This window comes from Kitasatospora sp. NPDC017646, from assembly GCF_044329365.1.
In the GTDB taxonomy this organism is placed as follows: domain Bacteria; phylum Actinomycetota; class Actinomycetes; order Streptomycetales; family Streptomycetaceae; genus Kitasatospora.
This window is the reverse complement of sequence record NZ_JBIRJC010000020.1, coordinates 64,927-83,275: the sequence shown is the minus strand read 5'-3', so window position 1 is coordinate 83,275 and position 18,349 is coordinate 64,927. Positions and strand designations below refer to the sequence as shown.

Annotated in this window: 21 protein-coding genes and 1 pseudogene; 9 read left to right on the top strand and 13 right to left on the bottom strand. The window is 71.0% G+C overall.

Annotated elements, in window-relative coordinates:
• Window positions 1-3: 3 nt before the first annotated feature.
• Window positions 4-2,268 carry a formate C-acetyltransferase gene (gene pflB, locus ACH4J0_RS27630; protein ID WP_396243301.1) on the top strand — a complete coding sequence of 755 codons (2,265 nt, stop codon included), beginning with the start codon at window positions 4-6 and terminating at the stop codon, window positions 2,266-2,268.
• Between the two features lie 171 nt (window positions 2,269-2,439).
• A complete protein-coding gene (pflA, locus tag ACH4J0_RS27625) occupies window positions 2,440-3,159 on the top strand; it encodes a pyruvate formate-lyase-activating protein (protein WP_396243341.1) in 720 nt (239 codons plus the stop codon).
• Between the two features lie 288 nt (window positions 3,160-3,447).
• Here the strand turns inward: pflA and ACH4J0_RS27620 are convergent, their stop codons facing one another.
• The 4 genes from ACH4J0_RS27620 to ACH4J0_RS27605 form a co-directional block, all read right to left on the bottom strand.
• Complete coding sequence (locus tag ACH4J0_RS27620; protein ID WP_396243300.1) at window positions 3,448-4,071, bottom strand: hypothetical protein; 624 nt, start codon at window positions 4,069-4,071, stop codon at window positions 3,448-3,450.
• A gap of 127 nt (window positions 4,072-4,198) precedes the next feature.
• Entirely contained in the window at window positions 4,199-5,767 is a 1,569-nt protein-coding gene (locus ACH4J0_RS27615; RefSeq protein ID WP_396243299.1) for an oleate hydratase, read from the bottom strand.
• Between the two features lie 258 nt (window positions 5,768-6,025).
• Window positions 6,026-6,847 (bottom strand): ABC transporter permease subunit, encoded by an 822-nt coding sequence (locus ACH4J0_RS27610; RefSeq protein WP_396243298.1) that lies wholly within the window; start codon window positions 6,845-6,847, stop codon window positions 6,026-6,028.
• The gene (locus ACH4J0_RS27605) at window positions 6,844-7,773 is read right to left on the bottom strand and encodes an ABC transporter ATP-binding protein (protein ID WP_396243297.1); all 930 of its coding nucleotides are present in this window, start codon (window positions 7,771-7,773) and stop codon (window positions 6,844-6,846) included. The genes ACH4J0_RS27610 and ACH4J0_RS27605 overlap by 4 nt, the downstream gene beginning before the upstream one ends.
• A 237-nt stretch (window positions 7,774-8,010) precedes the next feature.
• On the opposite strand from ACH4J0_RS27605, the gene ACH4J0_RS27600 reads away from it, so the two are divergent.
• From ACH4J0_RS27600 to ACH4J0_RS27590, 3 genes are all read left to right on the top strand, one after another.
• Window positions 8,011-8,457 carry a universal stress protein gene (locus tag ACH4J0_RS27600; protein ID WP_396243296.1) on the top strand — a complete coding sequence of 149 codons (447 nt, stop codon included), beginning with the start codon at window positions 8,011-8,013 and terminating at the stop codon, window positions 8,455-8,457.
• A 116-nt stretch (window positions 8,458-8,573) separates the two neighbouring features.
• Complete coding sequence (locus ACH4J0_RS27595) at window positions 8,574-9,248, top strand: CBS domain-containing protein (RefSeq protein WP_396243295.1); 675 nt, start codon at window positions 8,574-8,576, stop codon at window positions 9,246-9,248.
• A gap of 261 nt (window positions 9,249-9,509) precedes the next feature.
• Window positions 9,510-9,899 carry a hypothetical protein gene (locus ACH4J0_RS27590; RefSeq protein ID WP_396243294.1) on the top strand — a complete coding sequence of 130 codons (390 nt, stop codon included), beginning with the start codon at window positions 9,510-9,512 and terminating at the stop codon, window positions 9,897-9,899.
• 853 nt (window positions 9,900-10,752) lie between these two features.
• Here the strand turns inward: ACH4J0_RS27590 and ACH4J0_RS27585 are convergent.
• From ACH4J0_RS27585 to ACH4J0_RS27555, 7 genes are all read right to left on the bottom strand, one after another.
• Window positions 10,753-11,109, bottom strand: a complete 357-nt coding sequence (locus ACH4J0_RS27585) for a zinc ribbon domain-containing protein YjdM (protein ID WP_396243293.1) — start codon at window positions 11,107-11,109, stop codon at window positions 10,753-10,755.
• Between the two features lie 59 nt (window positions 11,110-11,168).
• Window positions 11,169-11,300, bottom strand: coding sequence for a DUF6126 family protein (locus tag ACH4J0_RS27580; protein WP_223241548.1), 132 nt, complete (start codon window positions 11,298-11,300; stop codon window positions 11,169-11,171).
• Window positions 11,297-11,473 (bottom strand): hypothetical protein, encoded by a 177-nt coding sequence (locus tag ACH4J0_RS27575; protein ID WP_188302057.1) that lies wholly within the window; start codon window positions 11,471-11,473, stop codon window positions 11,297-11,299. Before ACH4J0_RS27575 ends, ACH4J0_RS27580 begins: the two co-directional genes overlap by 4 nt.
• Window positions 11,474-11,561: 88 nt before the next feature.
• Window positions 11,562-11,759, bottom strand: coding sequence for a hypothetical protein (locus ACH4J0_RS27570; RefSeq protein ID WP_396243292.1), 198 nt, complete (start codon window positions 11,757-11,759; stop codon window positions 11,562-11,564).
• A 106-nt stretch (window positions 11,760-11,865) separates the two neighbouring features.
• On the bottom strand, window positions 11,866-13,578 hold the full coding sequence (locus tag ACH4J0_RS27565) for a SulP family inorganic anion transporter (RefSeq protein ID WP_396243291.1): 1,713 nt from the start codon (window positions 13,576-13,578) through the stop codon (window positions 11,866-11,868).
• Window positions 13,575-13,928, bottom strand: a complete 354-nt coding sequence (locus ACH4J0_RS27560; protein WP_396243290.1) for an ArsR/SmtB family transcription factor — start codon at window positions 13,926-13,928, stop codon at window positions 13,575-13,577. The genes ACH4J0_RS27565 and ACH4J0_RS27560 overlap by 4 nt, the downstream gene beginning before the upstream one ends.
• Window positions 13,929-13,931: 3 nt before the next feature.
• Window positions 13,932-14,129, bottom strand: coding sequence for a hypothetical protein (locus ACH4J0_RS27555; protein ID WP_396243289.1), 198 nt, complete (start codon window positions 14,127-14,129; stop codon window positions 13,932-13,934).
• Between the two features lie 247 nt (window positions 14,130-14,376).
• Between ACH4J0_RS27555 and ACH4J0_RS27550 the strand changes: the two genes are divergently transcribed.
• Window positions 14,377-14,751: a hypothetical protein gene (locus ACH4J0_RS27550; protein WP_396243288.1), complete on the top strand. Its 375-nt coding sequence runs from the start codon at window positions 14,377-14,379 to the stop codon at window positions 14,749-14,751.
• 28 nt (window positions 14,752-14,779) lie between these two features.
• Here the strand turns inward: ACH4J0_RS27550 and ACH4J0_RS27545 are convergent, their stop codons facing one another.
• Window positions 14,780-15,127 carry an ArsR/SmtB family transcription factor gene (locus ACH4J0_RS27545; protein WP_396243340.1) on the bottom strand — a complete coding sequence of 116 codons (348 nt, stop codon included), beginning with the start codon at window positions 15,125-15,127 and terminating at the stop codon, window positions 14,780-14,782.
• 115 nt (window positions 15,128-15,242) lie between these two features.
• The gene (locus ACH4J0_RS27540; protein ID WP_396243339.1) at window positions 15,243-15,584 is read right to left on the bottom strand and encodes an STAS domain-containing protein; all 342 of its coding nucleotides are present in this window, start codon (window positions 15,582-15,584) and stop codon (window positions 15,243-15,245) included.
• Window positions 15,585-16,320: 736 nt separating this feature from the next.
• Here ACH4J0_RS27540 and ACH4J0_RS27535 point away from each other — a divergent pair.
• From ACH4J0_RS27535 to ACH4J0_RS27525, 3 genes and pseudogenes are all read left to right on the top strand, one after another.
• The gene (locus tag ACH4J0_RS27535; protein WP_396243287.1) at window positions 16,321-17,049 is read left to right on the top strand and encodes a sigma 54 modulation/S30EA ribosomal C-terminal domain-containing protein; all 729 of its coding nucleotides are present in this window, start codon (window positions 16,321-16,323) and stop codon (window positions 17,047-17,049) included.
• A 26-nt stretch (window positions 17,050-17,075) separates the two neighbouring features.
• Window positions 17,076-17,487 (top strand): annotated as a pseudogene (locus ACH4J0_RS27530) (pyridoxamine 5'-phosphate oxidase family protein).
• A 75-nt stretch (window positions 17,488-17,562) separates the two neighbouring features.
• Window positions 17,563-17,769, top strand: a complete 207-nt coding sequence (locus tag ACH4J0_RS27525) for a helix-turn-helix domain-containing protein (protein ID WP_396243286.1) — start codon at window positions 17,563-17,565, stop codon at window positions 17,767-17,769.
• Window positions 17,770-18,349 lie beyond the last annotated feature (580 nt).

Sequence of the window (18,349 nt, the reverse complement as noted above, 5' to 3'; positions counted from 1 at the left end):
GACATGACCACCTCGCAGCAGGAAAACACCACGGGCGCCTGGGCCGGCTTCAAGGGCGGACTGTGGCGGGACGCGATCGACGTCCGCGACTTCGTCCAGCACAACTACACCCCGTACGAGGGCGACGCCGCCTTCCTGGCCGGCCCCACCGAGCGCACCCTCGCGGTCTGGCGGCGGATCACCGACCGCTTCCCCGAGGAGCGCGCCAAGGGGGTCCTCGACATCGCGTACGACGTCCCGTCGAGCATCACCGCGCACGCGCCCGGATACATCGACCGCGAGCGGGAGCTGATCGTCGGCCTGCAGACCGACGCCCCGCTCAAGCGCGCGATCATGCCCAACGGCGGCTGGCGGATGGTCGCCAGAGCCCTGAAGACATACGGCTACCCGGTCGACCCGGTTCTGGAGAAGGTCTTCACCGAGTACCGCAAGACCCACAACGACGGCGTCTTCGACGCCTACACGCCCGAGATCCTCGCCGCCCGGAGGGCCGGCGTGATCACCGGCCTGCCGGACGCCTACGGACGCGGCCGGATCATCGGCGACTACCGCCGGGTCGCCCTCTACGGCGTGGACCGGCTGGTCGAGGCCAAGCTCGCCGAGAAGGCCGAACTGGACCCTGCCCCGACCGACCCGGCGCGGCTGGAGGAGACCATCCGTGAGCGGGAGGAACTCGCCGAGCAGGTCCGGGCGCTGGGCGAGCTCAAGCAGATGGCCGACGGCTACGGCTACGACATCTCCGGGCCGGCCGCCACCGCCCGCGAGGCGATCCAGTGGCTGTACTTCGCCTACCTGGCGGCGGTCAAGGAGCAGAACGGCGCCGCCATGTCGCTCGGCCGCACCTCCACCTTCCTCGACGTCTACCTCCAGCGCGACCTCGACGCGGGCCGACTGACGGAAAGGCAGGCCCAGGAGCTCATTGACGACTTCGTCATCAAGCTGCGGGTCGTCCGCTTTCTGCGCACCCCCGAGTACGACGAACTGTTCTCCGGCGACCCGACCTGGGTCACCGAGTCCATCGGCGGCATGGGCACGGACGGCCGCACCCTCGTCACCCGCACCTCCTTCCGCTACCTCCAGACCCTCTACAACCTCGGCCCGGCCCCCGAACCGAACATGACCGTCCTCTGGTCCCCTCAGCTCCCGCAGGGGTTCAAGGAGTTCTGCGCCCGGGTGTCCGTCGACACCTCCTCGGTGCAGTACGAGTCGGACGAGCTGATGCGTCCCCGCTTCGGCGACGACACCGCGATCGCCTGCTGCGTCTCCGCCATGGAGGTCGGCCGGCAAATGCAGTTCTTCGGCGCCCGGGTCAACCTCGCCAAGACCCTGCTCTACGCGGTCAACGGCGGCCGGGACGAGCTGACCGGCGAACAGGTCGGCCCGGCCACCACGCCCGTCGGCGGGGACGCGCTCGACTACGAGGAGGTGCTCGCCCGCTTCGACGAGCAGCTGGAATGGCTCGCCGAGACCTACGTTCACGCGCTGAACGTCATCCACTACATGCACGACAAGTACGCCTACGAGCGCCTCGAGATGGCCCTGCACGACCGGGACGTCCGGCGCACCATGGCCTGCGGCATCGCCGGCCTCGCGGTCGCCGCCGACTCGCTGTCCGCGATCAAGTACGCCGAGGTCATGCCGGTGCGGGACAGGACGGGGCTGGTCACCGACTACCTGGTCGAGGGCGACTACCCGGCGTACGGCAACAACGACGACCGGGCGGACGAGATCGCGGTCCGGCTGGTCGAGGACTTCATGGCGAAGGTGCGCAAGCACCCCACCTATCGGGGCGCCGAACACACCCAGTCCGTCCTGACCATCACCTCCAACGTGGTCTACGGCAAGAAGACCGGCAACACCCCGGACGGACGCCGGGCCGGCGAGCCCTTCTCCCCCGGCGCCAACCCGATGAACGGGCGTGACGCCCACGGCTACGTGGCCAGCGCGTTGTCCGTCGCCAAGCTCCCCTACGAGCACGCCGAGGACGGCATCTCGCTCACCAACACCGTCACCCCGGACGCGCTCGGCCGCACCCCCGAGGAGAGGATCCGCAACCTGGTCGGCGTGCTGGACGGCTACACCACCTGCCACGGCTTCCACATGAACGTCAACGTCCTCGACCGGGACACCCTGCTGGACGCCATGGACCACCCGGAGAAGTACCCCCAGCTGACCATCCGGGTCAGCGGCTACGCGGTCAACTTCGTCCGCCTCACCCGGGAACAGCAGCTCGACGTGGTCAGCCGCACCTTCCACGACGCCCTGTAGCAGCGCCCACCCGCACGCGGTGCCGACGCCCTCCCCGACCACGGGCGTCGGCACCGCGCCTTCGTGCACGGAGAATCCGCAATGACCGAAACCGTCGCTGCCCCGGCCGGCGAAGCCGCACCCCCTCCGTGCCCGCCCGCGGGCGGGGAGGCCTCATGCCCGGTGACCGGCATGCTGCACTCCTGGGACCTGTCGACCGGCGTCGACGGCCCAGGGACGCGCTTCGTCGCCTTCCTCGCCGGCTGCCCGCTGCGCTGCCTCTACTGCCACAACCCCGACACATGGCACCTGCGCGACGGGCGGCGCACCACCGCCGACGAGATCGTCCAGGAGGCCGCCAAATACACCGAGTTCATCCGCGCCTCCGGTGGCGGAGCGACGATCAGCGGCGGCGAGCCGCTGCTCCAGCCGAATCTCACCGGCGAGCTGCTGCACCGCTTCAAGCACGAACTCGGCCTGCACACCGCCCTGGACACCTCCGGCTTCCTCGGCTCCCGCGCCACCAACGCGCTGCTCGCCGACACCGACCTCGTCCTGCTCGACATCAAGTCCTGGGACCGCGCGCTCCACCGGCACCTGACCGGGCAGAGACTCGCTCCCACCCTGGACTTCGCCCGACGCCTGGCCGGCCTCGGCACGGAGGTCTGGGTCCGCTTCGTTCTCGTCCCGGGGCTCACCGACCTTCCCGAGAACATCGAGGGCGTCGCCGCCTTCGCCGCCACCCTCGGCAACGTCGCCCGGGTCGACGTGCTGCCCTTCCACAAGCTCGGCACCGCCAAATGGCGCGCGCTGGGCCTGGAGTTCACCCTCGCCGACGCGCCGACGCCGACCCGCGACCAGGTGGCCGCGGCTCGCGCGGTGTTCGCCGCCCACGGGTTGAACGCCGTCTGATCACGCCTGTCCCACCTGCTTCCCGGTACGGACGAGCCTCACAGCTCGTCGACCGACCGGGGAGCTTCGTCGTGCTCGCTCCGCGTGCCACTGATGGAGCGGCGACGTGGCTCCGGACTCCGGACGCGCGTGATTCGGCCGCCGCCGAGGGATATCCGTGACGCGCTACCCCGGCTGTTCCGGGACTGGGGTCACGGCTGCGGGGCAGTGGTCGGGACCGGTGCGGCGCAAGAGCGCAGTGGCCGGCCGCGATCGTGTCGCGGTCGGCCACTGCGGGTGCGGCGGGGGTCAGCGCAGCCAGGGGTGGTCACGGACGACCGGGAGGGCGGCCCAGCGGCGGCCCAGCCCCCAGCTGTCGCCGGCGGCGGTGGCGGCCAGCACGATCAGCAGCAGGGCGTAGAGGAGGTGGTAGTCGGCGAAGGGATTGCTGGAGCCGCTGGCGGAGCCGTTCGCGAGGTGGCGGGCGGGCGGCCACTCGGCGGCCCACATCAGGGCCAGCAGCACGGTCCCGCTCACCGCGGCGATCCGCAGGCCGATGCCACCGATGAGAGCGAGGCCGATGCCGAGCAGGCCGAGCATGAACAGCCAGTCGGCCCAGGCCTGCCCGGCCCACTGGTGGAAGGCGGACTGCAGTGGGCCGGCCGAGACGTGGCTGAGGAAGCCCTTGGTGGGCGAGCCGCCCTTGACCCAGGCGGCGGCGCTCTTGGTGGCGTAGCCGAGGCCGAAGGCCTTGTCGAGGAAGGCCCACAGGAACACGAAGCCGAGGCTGACCCGGGCGGCGGCCAGGGCCATGGCCGTGGTGGCGGTCACCGTGCCGGCGGCGGCTCGGTCGGCCGGCTGCGCGCTGGGGCGGTGGAGCCTGGCCGTGATACGGCGGGGCATCCTGGGGGTGTGGGCGTGGTGGACGGCCATGACGGGCTCCTCTGCTGGTTCTGCTGCCGGAACGGCGAGTTGGTGATGCGCGGGTGTGTGCTGCGGTAGGCGCGCGGCCGCGGGCGGCCGGTGGGAGGGCCGGGCCACGGGCCCGGCCCTCCCACCGTCACTTGCGGTGCATGGTGTGCAGGGCCTGGGCCAGGACGTGCGGGTCGTGGTGCCCCTTGTGGACGGCCGGGGGCTGCCGGTCGAGGCCGAGGAGCTGCGCCACTGCGGTCCAGGCGGTGCGCACGGAGTACTCGACGGTGAAGACGACGTCGTCCGGGACCTCGGCGAACTGGCCGATGAACGCGAGGTTGGTGGAGCCCTTCGGTACGACCTGCGGGCGGTCGCCGTGGCTGCGGACCAGGAACTGGCTGGTGATGTAGGGCATCAGGCAGGGGATGACGGTGGATCCCTCGGCGACGCGCTCCGCGGTGGTGGCGTCCACGGCCAGGTGGTGCAGGACCTCCTGGAGGATCTCCTCCCCGCTGCACTCCCGCATGGGCTTCTGGACGTACGTTCCAGGCTTGTCGGGGAAGAGGCCGTAGCCCCACCAGACGGACACGCCCTCGGGCTGCTGCTGGTAGACCGGCTGCCGGTTGACCACGACGGTGAGCAGCCAGGGGGAATCGGTGAGGGTGAGTAGGCCGCCGCGGCCGGTGGCACGGCCGGTGAACTTCTCCATCCAGTCCAGGAAAGCCGGGTCCTTGGCAGTGACGGTGAAGGACTCCCAGGTGGAGTCGGCGATGCTGCGGTCGAACACCTCCGGGCGGCCGAAGTCCTCGCGGCCGCGGGCGATGCGGTGCCAGAGCAGGAAGGAGGAGGGGCTGCGCGAGGTGTGCGGGCCTTCCGGCGGGGCCGTGTGCGAGCCAAGGGTGGAATCGGCGGTCATCGAGCCGTTGGTGACGAACACCAGGTCGTCCGGGGTGACCGGAAGGTCGGCGTGGGCACCCGCGAAGTGGATGCGCTCGACGCTCGTGCCCGTGCCCGCCCGGAAGGACAGGTCGGTCACCCGACGGCCGGTGTGGATCCGCACGCCGCGCTCCAGCAGCCAGGCGGTCAGCGGGCGGACGATCGAGTCGTACTGGTTGTACCGGGTGCGGTAGATCCCGGACATCGTCTCGAACTCGGGGAACAGGTGCACGAAGCGCAGCAGGTAGCGGCGGAACTCGATCGCGCTGTGCCAGGGCTCGAAGGCGAAGGTGGTGCACCACATGTACCAGAAGTCGGTGGTGAAGAAGTCCTCGCCGAAGCAGTCGGTGATCCGCTTGCCGTCCAGCATCCGCTCCGGTGTGGCCAGGCACTTGACCAGCTGAACCCGGTGGTGCTCGGAGAAGCCCATGGCGTGGCCGTCGCGGATCGCTCCTCCCGCGCCCACCAGCCGGGTGGCGTCGTCCCACGGGGACTCATGGTGGGAGTCGTAGACGTCCTGGGTGGCGGAGACCGACGGGTCGTCCAACGACGGGATGCCGGACAGCAGGTCGTAGGTGCAGCGGAACTGGGCCTCGAACATCCGCCCGCCGCGCATCGTGTAGCCCGCGTCCGGGGTGCCGCTCGCATCCAGGCTGCCGCCGACCTCCTCCTGCTCCTCGAAGAGGTGGATGTCGCTGCCGGCGAAGCCGCCGTCGCGGATCAGGAACGCCGCAGCGGACAGGGCGGCTATGCCACTGCCGACCAGGTAGGCCTGTGCCATCGGAATACTCCTCAACTCTGCTGTGGGAAAACAGGTGTTCGTGTATGACCGGCCGGTCAGGGAGTGGCGCTGCGCTGATCGGGTCCGCCGTTCGAGGTGTTGGTGCCAGCCTGCTCTGGGCCGCCCGCCCGGGCCTTGGGCCATTGGTCACTGGTGGGGGAACAACGGTCCCGGCGTCATGGCCTTGGAGTGCTCGGCGCGGATTCCGGGTGTCCTAGGCGAGGCCGGTGACCGGGCGGGCTGCGGGCGGGTTGGTGCTCAGGGAGCCAGGTCCCGGCGCAGCAGCAGCGGGAGCGCGGCGGCGATCCCGGCGAACCCGACGGTCACCAGGACGGCGAACGGGCCCCAGGCGATCGTCCCGTGGGCGAGTGCGTCACCGGGCGTGTAGTAGTGGAACGGGCTCAGGTACCGCAGGGGAACAGCCGGGTGCCAGGCCATGGCGATGAAGTTGACGGCGAAGCCGACGGCGCCGAACGCGATGGTGGCGCCGATCACCTGGGCCCGGTGGCGAGCCGCAGCCGAGACGGCCAGGGCCGGACCGGACAGGCAGAGCGTGAACGCACACCCCTCCAGGCCGGCCGCGAGCACGCCGCGCAGGGGGACCGCGTGCTGGAGGACGGGGGTGAGGGCCACGCCGCCGGCGACCGCCAGTGTGGCGGCGGCGTTGAGTGCCAGTGAGGCCGTGACCACGGCGGCGGCCCGTTCGGCGAGCAGTCGCAGCCGGGAGACCGGGCGGACCATCAGCAGTTCCACGGTGCCGGACTCGACGTCGGCCGCGACGGCAGCTGCAGCGAGCGAGCCGATCGCCGTAAGCTGCATCGCGATCCAGAACGGGTGCACCAGACCGGCTCCGAGCAGGCCGGGGTAGCTGGCGATGGAGACGTCACCGGTCGATCCGGAGAACGCCTTCAACGCGTCGGGGCCGGTCGGGCCTGTCCCGACGAACAGCTGGGTCGGTGGCACCGCCCGGATGACGACCACGATCAGTGCCTCGAAGACGACCGTGCCCGCTGCCAGGAATGCCAGCATCCTGCGGCGCCGGTGCAGAGCCAGCCAGAACAAGGGGAACCGGGACCTCACGACCGTACCTCCGCTGCTTCGACGTCCTGCTGGTACAGGTCGAGGAACGCCTCGTCCAGCCCGGCCTCCTCCACCGACAGGTCCGCCACCGGCAGCGCGGCCAGGAGCTCTCGCAGTCCCGTAACCAACTCCGCCGGCGGGACGAGCAACTGGACCTCGTCTCCGTTCCAGCGCGGTGACCACCGCTCCGCCGGCCCCAGGCCCCGGGGACCCTGGCCGTCTGCCAGGGCCAGCCGCACCCGCCTGGCGCGCTCCTGCCGCAAGGTGGAAACGGCCCGCACCGCGACCAGCCGTCCTGCCCGCACCAGTGCCACCCGGCCGCAGGCCCGCTGCACCTCGGGCAGCACGTGGCTCGACAGCAGGACCGTACGGCCCGCATGCGCGGCCTCCTCCAGCAGTGCGAAGAAGACCTCCTGGACCAGCGGATCCAGACCTTCGGTGGGCTCGTCCAGCACCACCAGCTCGGGATCGTGCTGGAGCGCCTGGACCAGGCCCAGCTTCTGCTTCATGCCGCGCGAGTACTCCCGCACCGGCCGGCCCAGGTCGGCACCCGTCAGTCCGAGACGCTCGCACAGCTCCGCACGCCGGGGTGTCGCGGCGCCCTGGAGATCGCCGAGCAGCTGTAGCGACTGAGTGCCGGTCAGCTCCGGGTACAGGCGAAGCTCTCCCGGCAGGTAGCCCAGGCGCGGTGCCAGGCGCCGGTGGTCCGCTGTCGGGTCCAGGCCCAGCAGCCGGATCCGTCCGGCGCTCGGCCGCAGCAGGCCCACCAGGCACCGGATAGTGGTGGTCTTCCCAGCGCCGTTGGGGCCCAGGAACCCGAAGATCTCGCCTCGCCGCACGGTGAGGTCGAGGTGGTCCACACCCGCCTTGCGGCCGTAGTACTTACTCAGTCCGGCCAACTCGATGGCCGGCCCCTCGCGCTCCATGCGTGCCTCCCTGCGTCGCGGCCGCCTCCAGGGAGGCTTCGTCTCGCCAACTGCATCGCACCGCGCCGTGCGGTGACAGGGACTCATGGGCCCTGCCCGGCGGGCCCGTCGGTCCCAGGTGCGGCAGTCGTCTCGCACCGGGGCTGAAGGTCCCGGCACGGCGGCCCCCTCGGCCCTTCGCCATCGCATGCCGGCCGCCCGATGGTGGAGACGACCACAGCGAAAGGGAGAAGAACCATGACCGAGCAGAATGACCCCCACCGGCGGATCGTCGTCGGCGTGGACGGATCGCAGTCCTCGATCGACGCGCTGCGCTGGGCCGTTGACCAGGCCCGCACCCGCGGCGCCGTCATCGAAGCCGTCACCGCCTGGCAGCACCCGGTCTCCACCGGCTGGACCGTGCCGTTCGAGGCCGTCGAGGACCTTGCCACCATCACCCGCAAGGTCCTCGACGACGCCATCGTGCAGGCGACCGGCCCGGCATGCCCGGTCGAGATCCAGCCCCGCGTCGTGCAGGGCGTCACCGTGTCCAGCCTGCTGGAAGCGGCCCAGGGTGCTGACCTCCTGGTCGTCGGCAGCCGAGGCCACGGCGGCTTCGTCGGCGCACTGCTGGGCTCCGTAAGCGGCCACTGCGTGCAGCACGCCCCGTGCCCCGTCGTCGTGGTCCGCCACGCGACGGCCTGAAAACCCAACAGCGCGACACCGCCCGTCCAGGACCCGAGCCGAACGCCACACCCGACCCACCACACCCGACCGCGCGGCCCTGGGGCCGCCGGCACCAGACAAGCGAGGAGCCGACCATGCGACACCGCATCGTGGGAGAACTGATGACCCGGGCCGTCGTGCACGTCCGGCCCGACACCGGCTTCAAGGAGATCGCCCGCCTGCTCGCCGAACACGACATCACCTCCGTGCCCGTCCTGGACCACGAGGAACGGCCGATCGGCCTGGTCTCCGAGGCCGACCTGCTGCTCAACGAGGCCGCCCAGGAGGACCCCGCCGGCCTGCTGCTCACCCCACACCTGTCGCCCGACGAGCACACCCGCAGCCACGCCGTCACAGCCGAAGGCCTCATGACCAGTCCGGCGGTGTGTGCCCGGCCCGAGTGGACCGTGGTCGAGGCCGCCCGCCTGATGCAGCGCGACCACCTCAAGCGCCTGCCCGTCGTCGACGAGGCCGGACGCCTGGTCGGCATCGTCAGCCGAAGCGACCTGCTGCGCGTCTTCCTCCGCCAGGACCGGGCCATCAACGAGGAGATCACCCACGAGATCCTCGACCGCACCCTGGGACTCGCCCCGGGCTCAGTCAACGTCCGGGTCAGCGAGGGCCGGGTCACCCTGAGCGGCACGGTCGAGCACCGCGCTCTGGTGTCGGTGGTCGAACGGCTGTGCCGGAGCGTGGATGGTGTCATCGACATGACCAGCCGCCTCGACTACCGCACGGACGACAACGCCGCCCTGCACCCGGTCCGCTGACCGGGTACGCACCCCCGTGCGCCCGGAACCCGATGCCAGCGTTCGGCGGACACCGGGTCCCGGCGCCGGGGTGCGTCGTGCCGGTCCACCGGCCCCGCGCACCAGGTGGGATGCCGGGATGCGATGACCGACCAGCTATGCAAGAGCCGACCGTACTGGCAGCCGATCGAGGTCAGCGGCCGCAGATCAGGCGGCCGCTGACCGACCCCGGGGTGATACGGATCCAAGGGTTCCGGACGCCCGTGGCTACGGGCATCACCCGTGGGCGCGTCGGTCGGCGTGGAGGCGTCCGCCAAACCGTTCGGCATGGGTGCCAGTGTCACCGCCACCGCCTCCATCGAGCTGGGGTACGAAAGCCGCCGAAACGGCTCGACCACGGCCGAGGAGACCAAGGAACGCGGGCTCATCATTCCGCCGCGCAGCACCGGCTGCCTGTGCAGCGAGCACCACGAACTCACGCCCGTCCGCGCCAATGGCGAAGCCCTCAGCACCCGGTCGACCCTCGGGTTCGACGACGACACCTTCGCCTGGATCACCGAAGCGCCGGCTCCACCTCGGCTGCGTGCTGCTCCCTGTCTCGTCGGCATCGGTATCAGCCAGGGGCAGGTCCATGGCGCCGACGGCACGGCTACCTCTCGTACCAGTCCGTGAGGAAGGCCGCGTCCGAGGGTGGAGCCGAAAACGCACCCATAACTCTCGGTCACAGAAAGTGACCGGAAACAAGGGGCGATTCGAGCAGGTTCGCGTTCCGGAGGCGACTCGGCAATAGAACGTAGTGATCCCAAGGGAGATTGTCAGAGCCGGCGCCCTGGGCGGGGCGGAACGAAACCTCCCAAAGAGGCAGTGAGCCAAAACACCCTGGCGCTCGCGGTCGTCGGGCGCCTCTCACGCGCCTCTCACGGATTGGGCGTCATGAGGCGACATCAGGCGTCATGCGGGGTGGACGAGATAGGCCCTGCTGAGGGTCAAGGGGTCGCAGGTTCAGATCCTGTCGTCCCGACTGTGAAGTCGCTCGTGAGAGCGGGTACTTGGGAAACCAGGTGCCCGCTCTCACTTGTTTCCGGAGGGTGCGTGGTCGCAGGGTGGTCGCGCTCGGCGCTCTGACCTGGAGGTTTGTGGGTGGGGTGGGTGCGAGGTGATCGCACCAACTGATGGCCCTGCGCTTGCCGAAAACCTCATCCCCCTGCTCAGGCCGCATGCTGGTACTCGTGGAGGAGGCCGCCGAGTCGGTCGGTTCGGCGCATGTCGAGGCGTGAGGCGTGTGCCGGGCAGGACTTCTTCGCGGCCGAGGAGCCTTCGACGAGCTGACCAACGCGCTGGGCCGGCTCGCGAGAACGGGGTGGCGGACCCGAAGGACGGCGTTGCGAGCCCGGATGGCAGGGGCGTGAGCTGAGCGGTGGCCGGGGGCAAGGACTTGGATGGGTGTCGTGCTGCGGCCGGCTCACCGTGGTGGTGAGCCGGCGGTTCGCTTCCGGTTCCCGTTGGAGGTCGGTCAGGGCCGGGGTCAGGCCTTCTTGACCACGCTGGACTTGAGCTGCATGGCGCCGAAGCCCTCGATGCGGCAGTCGATGTCGTGGCCGTCGACGCCGTCGACCAGGCGGATGTTGCGGACCTTGGTGCCCGCCTTGATGCCGGAGACGCTGCCCTTGACCTTGAGGGCCTTGATGACGGTCACGGTGTCGCCGTCGTTCAGCACGTTGCCGACCGCGTCCTTGATGACCCGCTCGCCGGCGCCGGCCGACGCGACGGAGCCCTCGGCGGGCACCCATTCGTGGCCGCACTCCGGGCAGACCATGAGGGCGTTCATCTCATAGGTGTACTCGCTGGAGCACTGCGGGCACGGGGGGAGGTTGTCGCTCATGTGTTCAGGATATCCAGTCGTGGTGGGGCGTTTTCCGTGGTCAGCGGGCACGGAAGGGCTCAGTGGCGGTTGCCGAGGGCGAAGAGCAGGATGACGAAGCCGGCGAACAGGTGGGTGCCGAGGATGTAGACCGAGGCGCGGATGAGCATGGCCTTGCGGCGGCTCTTCTCATCGCTGGTGCTGTCGCTCATCGGGGCTCCTGGGCGGGTGCGGAGTGGCCGTCTTCTCGGGGCTGGGGGCGGATGTGGAGGCGTCGGCCGGTGGTGGCGGCTTCGGCGAGGAGGGTCTTGAGGGTGGTGAGGTCGACGGTCTGCGCGGCGGCGGGAGTGCCGTGGTCGTCGTAGGAGGTAATGGTGAAGCGCAAGGGCGGTGTTATTCCGGAGTCGTGGTGGGTGAGGTGAGCGGGAGGCGGACGAAGACGGTCTTGCCGCCGTCGGGGTCGGGCTGGACGGTCAGGTGACGGCCAACAGCAGTTCGAAGAACGGCGAGCGCGACCGGGCGTGCCGGACGGTGTTGGTGACCAGTTCGGTGACGGCGAGGACGGCGGCGTCGTGGACGGTGGTCCTCGGCCGTACGCCCCAGCCGGTGAGGACGGTCACCGTGATGCGGCGGCTCACTTTGGCGGCTAGCCAGGTGCTGGCCAGGCTCATCCGGTACTTCCGGTCCCGACCGGATGCGGCGGCCGGGGGCGGGACGCGGTCATCGCGGCGCCCCCGGTCACGCCACCGGCGGATCACCATGGCGCCTCGGCTCGGATCAACGGGCTGCTCCTGCGGCGAGGGGGAGACCGGCGGACTCGGTCTGAGCGTGCAGGTGGTTGCGGGCGTAGGCGATGGCGTCGGGGGTGGTGGCGAAGACGTGGCCGTCCGCGCGGAGCCGGTCGAGTGTGCCGAGGGCGTCGAGGGTGCGGTGGTGTTCGTCGCGGATGCCGGAGACGAGCACCAGGGTGCCGCGTCGCTGGAGCTTGGTGATGGCGTCGCCGAGGACGGTGGCGCCGCTGGAGTCGATGGCGCTGACCCGGGACATCCGCAGGATCGCGACCTCGACCTCGGTGGATTCGGTGAGTTCGAGGAGGAAGCGGTGGGCGGCGGCGAACAGCAGCGGGCCGTCGATGCGGTAGGCGACGATGTGCTCGGCGAGCAGCTTCTGTTCTTCGTCGTGGTGGTCGGCCGGGGGCAGGTCGGCGTGCAGCGGGACCTGTTCGACCCTGGCCGCCCTGGCGACGGCGGTGAGCGCCAGGACGCCGGAGACGAGCAGGCCGGCGATGACGGCGGTGACCAGGTCGAAGGCGAGGGTGGCGGCGGCGGTGAGGGCCAGTACGGCGGCCTCGCCGCGTCCGCTGCGGGCCAGCGCCCGCAGTGAGCCGACCTGGACCATCCGGACGGCGGTGGCGATCAGCACCCCGGCCAGGGCAGCCAGCGGGATGCCGGCGACCAGCGGCGCGGCGGCGAAGACGATCACCGCGAGGACGGCCGCGTGGACGAGGGCGGCGAGCCGGGAGGCGGCGCCGGAGCGCACGTTGACGGCGGTCCGGGCGATCGCGCCGGTCGCGGCGACGCCGCCGAACAACGGGGCGGCCAGGTTGGCCAGGCCCTGGCCGAAGAGTTCGCGGTCGCTGTCGTGGCGCTCCGAGACGCTCATGGCGTCCGCGGCGGTCGCCGACATCAGCGACTCCAGGGCGGCCAGCGCCGCCACGGCAAGGGCGGAGGGGAGCAGGGCGGGGACGGCGGAGAGGTCCAGGAAGCCCAGCGAAGGCATGGGCAGTCCGGCGGGCAGGTGGCCGATGGTGGCCACCGGCAGGTCGGCCAGCTTGGCGACCAGGGTGGCGGCGACCACGGCGATGAGGGAGAACGGCAGGGACGGCTTCAGCCGCACGCCGATCAGCATCACGGCGGCGACGGCCAGGGCGAGCGCGAGCGCCGCCCAGTGCGGTGCGGCGGCGAAGTCGTGCACGGCCTTGGCGGCGACGACGGCCGGATTGTCGCCCGCGGGCTTGTGGACCCCGAGCGCGCCGGGCACCTGCTGGAGGGCGATCACGCCGGCGATGCCGAGGGTGAAGCCCTCGACCACCGGCACCGGGACGTAGGCCATCCAGCGCCCGGCCCGCAGCAGCGCCAGCGCGACCAGCACGATCCCGGCCAGCAGCCCGACGGTCAGCACACCGCCGGTGCCGTAGCGGGCGACGATGGGGACCAGGACGACGGTCATGGCGCCGGTCGGCCCGGAGACCTGGAGGTTGGAGCCGCCGAAGACGGCGGCGAGCGCACCGGCGACGACGGCGGTCGCGAGGCCCGCCTCGGCGCCCGCGCCGGAGGAGATGCCGAAGCCGAGGGCGAGCGGCAGGGCGACGATCGCCACGGTGAGACCGGCGAGCAGGTCCTTGCGGGGCGAGCGGCCCATGGTGGCGAGGGTCTGCCGGTTGGGCAGGACGGACCGCACTCGGTCGAGGACGGCGTGGGCGGCACTCATGCCCGGACCTCCTTGACGGCGGTGGTGGTCGCGGTCAGTTCGCCGAGGAGCTGGTGCTGGTCGGTGATCATCTCGCCGAGGAGGCGGCGGGCCGCCCGCAGCAGCCCGGCGACGTCCGGTGTGCTGAGCGCGTAGACCACCGTGTTTCCGTCCCGGGTGGCGGTGACTAGGTTGGTGCGGCGCAGCACCGCGAGCTGCTGCGAGAGGCTGGACGCCTCGATGTCCAGAGCGGCGAGCAGGTCGCGGACCGGCAGCGGGCCGTCCTGCAACAGTTCCAGAACCCGAATGCGCACCGGGTGGCCCAAGGTGCGGAAGAACTCCGCCTTCGCCTGGTACAGCGGGACGGCCATGTCTCAGCTCTTTCCTTGCTCTTCTTCCTCGGCGGTGCGCGGGACGTCGATGCCGTAGTCGGCCGCGATCCGCAGCAGACCCGCGACGCGCCCGGCATATGCCTGGGCGCCGTCGTCGTCCCCGCGCTCGCGGGCTTGGTTCAGGGCCTGGCGGGCCTGGGCCAGCTGCTCGCGCAGCTCCTCGTCGAACACCGTGGTCACGACCACCCTCCCCGGTCGCCGGCACGACACCGGACGCACCTCATGTCGATCCAACAGCATGCCAGCATGTATGAATATGAAGAATTTTTCAAATCGCCTGTTTCGCATGTGATGGATTCCGACAGTGATGATCTCTTGTGATCAGTAGCGGTCATCGGGCTGTTGAGACGTTGCCTGCTGCCTACGCTCGGTGCGCGGCCGGCGCGAAGGGTCGGCCGCGACGCGAAACGGTCGGGAGGACTTCCGGATGGCAGGGATCGACGGCGCGCTCAAGGATGCGATGGCGATCGACGGGGCGCTCGGTGCGGCCCTGGTCGACTCCACGAGCGGGATGGCGCTCGGTATGGTCGGGGATTCCGCGGGCCTGGACCTGCAACTCGCTGCGGCCGGCACCACCGACGTCGTCCGCGCACATCAGCGGGCGGCGGAAGCACTCGGGCTGCACGGGGAGGCGCTGGAGGACAGCCTGACCACGCTCACCCACCAGTACCACCTGGTGCGCCCGCTCACCTCGCCCGGCGGGAACGACCTGTTCCTCTACCTGGTCCTCGACCGCGCCCGGGCGAACCTCGCCATGGCCCGCCACCACGTCCGGCGCATCGACGCGGAACTGGTCGTCTGAGGCCAGGCACTCAGTAGGCGCGGCCGATTCAGTCTCGGGCAGGACGCTCGGGCTCGGCGCGCAGACCGTCGAGGAGTTCGGCCTGGCCGCTGATGAGGTTGCCGAGGATGGTGCGCGCGACCCGCAGGAGCTCCGCCACCTGGGGATTGGTGAGGCGGTAGTAGACGGTGGAGCCTTCCCGGCGGGTGGCGACCAGGTTGGAACGGCGCAGGACGGCGAGCTGCTGGGACAGGTGCGAGGCCTCGATGCCGACCTCGGGCAGCATCTCGGCAACGGCGTACTCACGCTCGCTCAGCAGTTCCAGGACGCGGATCCGCGCGGGATGCCCCAGCGTCTTGAAGAACTCCGCCTTCAACTGGTACAGCGGCGCGCCCATCACGGGAGGCGGGGTGGGCGTTCCGGCGTTCACGTCGTCACCGTCTCCATCAGGCACAGCATCTTTCAAGGGTTGACTTTAGCAACCAGATGATCGACTCGTCTGCTCGGGCCGGTCAGGACGCCGCGAGGGCTGGGAGGGCCGTTTCGAGGTCCGGGAACAGCCGGATTACGGACAGGGCGGCGGCCGTCGTCAGGACATGGGCGCCGCGTTCCCCGAGGCCGCATACCGCCAGCGGGCCGCGGTCGGCCGGCAGGCGGCCGGTGGCGTCGAGGATCGCGTCCTCGCCCGAGCAGTTCCAGCCCCTCAGCGCCGCCATGTCGACCACCAGCGGACCGGAGCAACGGGCGACGGCCCAGTCGAACGCCCCCTGGAAACGGTGCGTCGCGTCCTGGCCGAGGAACCCGGTCAGTGTCATCACGCCCATGTCGCGCTGCGTCGCGAACTCCCACTGCATGCTCACCGCCACCCCCGGGCACAACTCCAGGGGCGGCGGCGAGCGGGCATGCACCCCTCGCGACCAGCAGGGGCGGCCAGGAGAGAAGAGCGCCCGCAGCACCCGCACGGGCCGCGCCCACCCGGCACAAGGCGACACACCACCACTGCCCGTACCGGGTACGGAGCGGACGGCGCCGCCGTGCGGCACTGCGGTGAGATACGCATTCCTCCTCCTGACCTTGCATGCAATTGACAATATTAGCAACTGCTAAGGTCATTATGCGACAGCTCACCGGAAGCGTGCTGCCGCCGGGAGGCCGCCCTGGAACCGACGCCGGGGCGGCCCCGCCGGTCGCAAGGAAACGCGCTCTCCCACGTCCCACCGAGGCACACCGCGAGGTCACCGATGGACGACGCCGTCACCGGCCGCCGAGGCCGCGAGAGAGCTGCTGCTATCTGCCCGGAAGAAGGCACCTGGAGCGGCAGTAGCGCCCGTGAGCCGGAGACCGGTGCCCCCCTGGCAGGCGCCCCCGGCTCAGTGGACGCGGTCCGCGACGACGACGCGGCGGAGACGATCTTCTGCTGAGGGACTCCACCCGCCGTACCCCGTCGGGAGCCCGGCGTCAACAGCAAGCGCGCCGCCGTCACCCGGCAATGGGGCCGTTGGGCCCTGGTCGCGGAAAGCATCCGCGTGCACCGTTGTTGCGCTGCAGCCGGGCAAGGGGCCCGCAGACTTGAGCAGGAGGAAATCGGACGTGAGCGCGGAGGTCGCGGTGGCGGCGGTCGGAAGGGTTCCGCGTGAGGTGCTGGCCGAGGGACGGGCCAGGATCGCGGCGGCCGCCCAGGGGGCCAACGCGCTGGTCGAGGCGCTGAAGGTCAGGCTGTCGGCCACCGGATCGGGCGTGCTGGCGCAGGTGAACGCCGAGGTGGACGGCCGGCGGGTCCGTGTCCAGGAGACGGCGCAGGGCTTCGCCGAGGCGGTGGACCGGATCGGCGAGCAGCTGCGCCGGCGTATCGCGGCGGTGACCGGCACCTGGAAACCCCAGCCATGGCCCCAGCCCGGCCCGCCCGCCGAGCTCGCCGGCGCGGTCGCGTCGTCCAGGGCCCGGCAGATCGCCCGCGTCAAGTCCCCGTCGCTGGTGTGGTGTTCACCGGAGGCCGCAGTACGGACCCTGGACGCGATGGACTACGACATCCACCTGTTCATCGACCCGGCCACCGAGACCGACGCCGTCGTCTACCGCACCGGGCCGACCGGCTACCGGCTCGCCCGCACCACAGCCGCCGCTCCGCCGAGCCGCTGCGCCGTCCCGCTGACGCTCAGCCCTCACGGCGCCCGTCGGCTGAGCGTCGAGCAGGCCGTGGCGCGACTGGAGGCCGCCGACCTGCCGGTCCTGTTCTACGCCGACCCGGACACCGGGCGCGGCCGCGTGCTGTACCGCCGCTACGACGGACACCTCGGCCTGATCGCGGGCCGGTCGTGAACGACGAAGCCGTCCGCCGACTCATCATGGCCCGCCGGCAGGCCCCGGCTCGGCACATGGCCGCGCTGGAGAGGGCGGAGTGCCTGCGCCTGCTTGCCGCCGTCCCGCTGGGCCGGGTCGTCTTCACCAAGGGCGCCCTGCCGGCCATCCGTCCGGTCAACCACGTGGTCGTCGACGGCACGATCATCATCCGTACCCACGACCGGATCGGACGCCCCCGGCCCGGTCGTCGCGTAAGAGGCCGACGCCATCGACCCCGACACCCGCCTCGGCTGGAGCGTCGTCGCCACCGGCTACGCCCAACTGGTCACCGATCCGGCCGAGGCACAGCGCTACGAGCAGTTGGTCACTCCCTGGGTGGACTCCGCCATGCACTACGTCGTGCGGATCCGTCCTGAACTCGTCACCGGCTTCCGCCTCACTGCCCAACCCGAGTAGCGACGGCGCCGTACAGCGTCAGCTGATACTTGGCCGGTCCGACCGGCGACCGTGAGAAAGGGGAACGTCACCGCCATGCCCGAAAGCGACGAGACCGAGCAGGACCGCGAGGAACTGACGCGCGACATGCGGATGATGTACGCGGCCGGCGCCTCCCTGCGCGAGATCGGCGAGGCCTACAGCAAGTCCTATGGGACGGTGCACCGGCTGCTCGCGCACGCCGGGGTGGCCTTCCGCCCGCGCGGCGGCTCCAGCAGTGCGGCATCCCGGGCCCGAGGGTGAGCAAGTCCTCGCAGGTCCTCGGCGACCGATGACATCATGCCGCGGCGTCGCCAGCGGTGAGCCCGTCGATGAGGAGGAACCCGGTGACGAGCTCAGGGTGGATGCGCACCAGTACAGCCGGGGGTGATCGGCGAAGATCTGCAGTCCCGCACGGGTGATGAAGACTCGGCATCCAGCACCCGCGCCATCTCCGGGGCCGCCTCCACCCGGCTGGCGAACCCGCCCCGCCGCCGAGTTCTCCGCTTGCCGTCCTCCGACGCCAGATCCACCGCGTACGACCACCGGCCGTGACCGGCATCGGCGGCCAGCCGCGGACACCATGAACCCAACTGCTTCCCACTGCTCCCGTCCTTGCACCCACACCGGCGATACACCCGACCACGCCTGGGACGCTGCGCCATGGGACTCCTCCTCGAACCAAGTGGTGATGGCCAGTCCAGAGTTGCCGGGACAGCGGGCGTGTCGGCAGAGCGTGCGGGGCGGGGAGCACAGCAAGATCGACTGGCCGGGACACGCGCCCGGAGACACACCGCGAGGATGATCACGGTGGGCGGATGGTGGGTAGGCCCGCTTGATCGCG